Source organism: Caldithrix sp. (genome assembly GCF_056497305.1).
Map to the genome: position 1 here is coordinate 1 of NZ_JBSMDE010000062.1, position 3,761 is coordinate 3,761.

Annotated in this window: 1 protein-coding gene; it reads left to right on the top strand. The window is 36.6% G+C overall.

Annotated elements, in window-relative coordinates; genetic code table 11:
* The first annotated feature begins 813 nt into the window (after nucleotides 1-813).
* Nucleotides 814-3,360: a sensor histidine kinase gene (locus ACWB0I_RS05205; protein WP_479386980.1), complete on the top strand. Its 2,547-nt coding sequence runs from the start codon at nucleotides 814-816 to the stop codon at nucleotides 3,358-3,360.
* The last annotated feature ends 401 nt before the right edge of the window (nucleotides 3,361-3,761 follow it).

Consider the following 3,761-nt stretch of genomic DNA (forward strand, 5'->3'; position numbering starts at 1 on the left):
AATTTTTGACAAAACGTAGTCTACTCAAAATTTACTCCTTTGGTTGTATTTTGAATACAATTTAAAAAGTACAGAATGGAATCTTATGGTGCAAGAAAATCATTACGATATCTGAAGGATATTTAAAGCCACGGAATAACGCGGATTTTAAAAAAAATTTAATTAATTTTTCACGTTCCATCTGCGTTAATCTGGGGCCTAAACTAAGAGCCTAAGATACGCGGGGTTGTGTCATTATTTTTTTAGATTTTTTTCACACAAACTTATTATTTATTCTTTAAAAGTAAATTGGAAATTGTTCGGGGCTAAAAATTAAAGCCACCAAATAACGCGGATGAAACACGGATTCTTTTGAAAATTTAAATTAAGTCTCCGCGTTCCATCTGCGTTAATCTGGGGCCTAAACTAAAAGCCTCAGATTCGCGCGGTTGTGTCATTATTTTTTTAGATTTTTTTCACACAAATTTTTAATTCTTTAAAAGTAAATTGGAAATTGTCCGAGGCTAAAAATTAAAGCCACCAAATAACGCGGATTTTTTTAGAATTAATTAATGTCCAGTGGCTAATCCGCTGCTAAATTCGTCCAGTATCGGGAATAAATGAATCGTTTGAACTGTACTTTTTCTCTACTAAAGTTAATAAGAATCCCCACTTCCATATCAGTGGTTTTTTATTGAAAAGGCAATTGATATTGGATTTTTTTCTATTTTTTCTTAATTTAATACCTTAAGACATTCTGTTTAATCAGGGATGTCGAGATTGATTTGCCGGAAGGCTTAAAAGTGGCCGCTAAAATCGACAGGGAAACTTGATGTGAGCGAGAATAAACACACAAAAAAATCACTTCAAAAAACTTACCGCCTGGTCTATTTTATTTTTTTTATGATTGCCCTTTTAATCACAATTTTGATTGTTGTCTGGCAAAAGAATTTAATTAAACCCCGCCACGTTCATCTAAAAGGCAATACGGTTTTTAAGGGTAATATGATTGCCGAAGACTACTATCATGACTTTGATCATGATGGGATAAGCGAAAAAGTGCGTTTTAAATATCACTCAGCCATGTCCCAAATCGGAGCGATTTTCTACCGCAATGGTGAAAAGTTAATAGATCAGTGGAACTTTTCCGAAAAATGGTTTTCAAAAGCTATCTTTTTCGCGGATTATGATGGCGATCTATTTGATGAGATTTATTTTTTTACCACAGCAAATGACTCTTTATTCCTGTATGCCTTTGATCCTCGCAACCGAAATAAATTCATTCTCTATCGCCAATTCGTGATTAGTGCCCCCGCAAAGAATGCCCATCCGCAGCATATCTGGGACCTGGCCACACCCCAGGCCGTTTTTTTTGACGCCGACGAAGATGGTTACAAAGAATGTTTTATTAGTCTTTTTGCGGGATTAAGCCTGAAGCCGCGCTGCCTGATCCGTTTTGATATCGATCAGCGAAAAATCACAGCACGATCTCCTGAATTCGGTGCTCAGGTTGTAGGCCCCATTGTGGTCGATATGGATGGCGATGGTACACCGGAAATTTTAATGAAAAACAGTTTTGCCCCCAACAACTTCCATCGCCCCATATCTTACAAGGATGACAATGCCTATTTAATGATTTTTGATAAAAACTTGAATTTCTTTTTTGAACCTAAAGCTTTTCCCAGGTTCAGCAGCGCTGTAACCAATATCCCCTACACACTTAATAACCGAACCTTCATATTCACATCATATTCTTATTCGGGCCGTCTGAATATCAATTCAAGAATTCTATTGTATGATTTTAAAGGCCGCCAGCTAAGAGAAAAAGCTTTCCCAAAGGGCGAGGTACTTCAACCCTTTATTGTCATCCAGAATAACCATCAACAACTCTATCTCGTTTCCCAAAATCAGGGAACCATTTTAAGGCCGAACTTAAACCTGGAAATTGTGCAGACCATTAAACTAGAATTCCCCCTGAGTTGTATTTTAATTCAGGAAGATTTAGACGGCGATCTTCAAAAAGAACTAATAGGAATAGCTCGTAACGGATATTATGTCATTGTGTCTTCCGACTTCAAACACTCCTATCAGATTCCTTTGCAGGCCAACTCGGATGATATTTTAAATTTCAATCATATTGGCACTCGGGGGAGTGAAATCATTATCCAGAAAAAAGATGCGATTTACGAATATCAATTTCTAAATAATCATCTTTATAATTGGAGATATTATCTCTTCATTGCCCTCACCTCGGCCATTTACTTGCTCTTGATTGGATTCTTTCTTACCTGGCAAAAATTTTCCGCCATTCATCATGTCCAGAAAAATCTGTTTCAATATACATCTATCGGTTTGTGTGTGATCAATCACCGCTTGAAAATCAAATATCTGAATGGTAACTTCGAACATCATTTGCACTTGGCAAAACACATTGAAACCGATGCCGATCTCTTCAATTCTCTTGAAGAACGACCAACTGTACTGGAATTCATTAAAAACCTAATGACACAACGCGTTTTTCTGGAAAAAGAAATTGCAATCCGCACTTCAAAAGAGACTTTGCCTGTGCTCCTGCGGGGCACTGTTCTACCAGGTTTTTTTAAAATCCCCTCGGGCTTTTTACTTGAAACCATTCCCCAGGACACAAAGGTATCTTCACAAAAACTGGAAATCTGGACACGTACGGTACAAAAAATGGCCCACGATATCAAAACACCTCTGGCTACCGTGCAGCTCATTTTACAATCAATTAAAATGCGATTTTCCCAGAGCAGTACTGTTGTAGACGAGAATATCAATAAAGATATTAAAACCATGGATCAAGAATTAAATCGAATTCGCGAGATGACCAAACAATTTTTACGTTTTACTAATCTTGAAAAACCCAATTTTCAGATGATTTCGGTTTCAGAAGTGATCAATCGTGTTTTGCAAAAATTTGCCTATTACAAAGGGGATGGACTAGAAATCAAGTTGGACTTAAACGAATTTCATGATCGTCTTTATGCCGACCCTATTTTACTTGAAATGTGCTTTCAGATTATCATTGAAAATTCTCTCGACGCTATGAAGGGCAAAGGCATTATTATGATCTCTTCTTCTTTAGTGGAACAAATTGATGAAAACTTTAAACCATACCTGGAAATTGAGTTTATTGACAACGGTCCTGGAATACATCCCGAAATTCTGGATAAAATTTTCGAACCCTATTTTAGCACCAAAGAAAATGGCACAGGTATGGGGCTCACCATGGCCCAAAAGATCATTGAAGACCATGATGGTAAAATCGAAATATGGTCAGAAGTGGGCAAATCAACTCATGCCAGAATATTGCTGCCATTCAGAGAAGAATTGAGCACTGAACAGGGTACTGAGGATTAGGCAGGTTTTACTCTTACACAGATGGAACGCAGAGAATTTATTTAAATTTTCAAAAGAATCCGCGTTTCATCCGCGTTATTTGGTGGCTTTAATTTTTAGCCCCGGACAATTTCCAATTTACTTTTAAAGAATTAAAAATTTGTGTAAAAAAAATCTAAAAAAAATAATGATACAACCGCGCGAATCTGAGGCTCTTAGTTTAGGCCGCAGATTAACGTAGATGGAACGCGGAGAATTAATTAAATTTTTTTTAAAATCCGCGTTATTCCGTGGATTTAAATATCCTTCAGATATCGTAATGATTTTCTTGCACCATAAGATTCCATTCTGTACTTTTTAAATTGTATTCAAAATACAACCAAAGGAGTAAATTTTGAGTAGACTACGTTTTGTCAAAAATT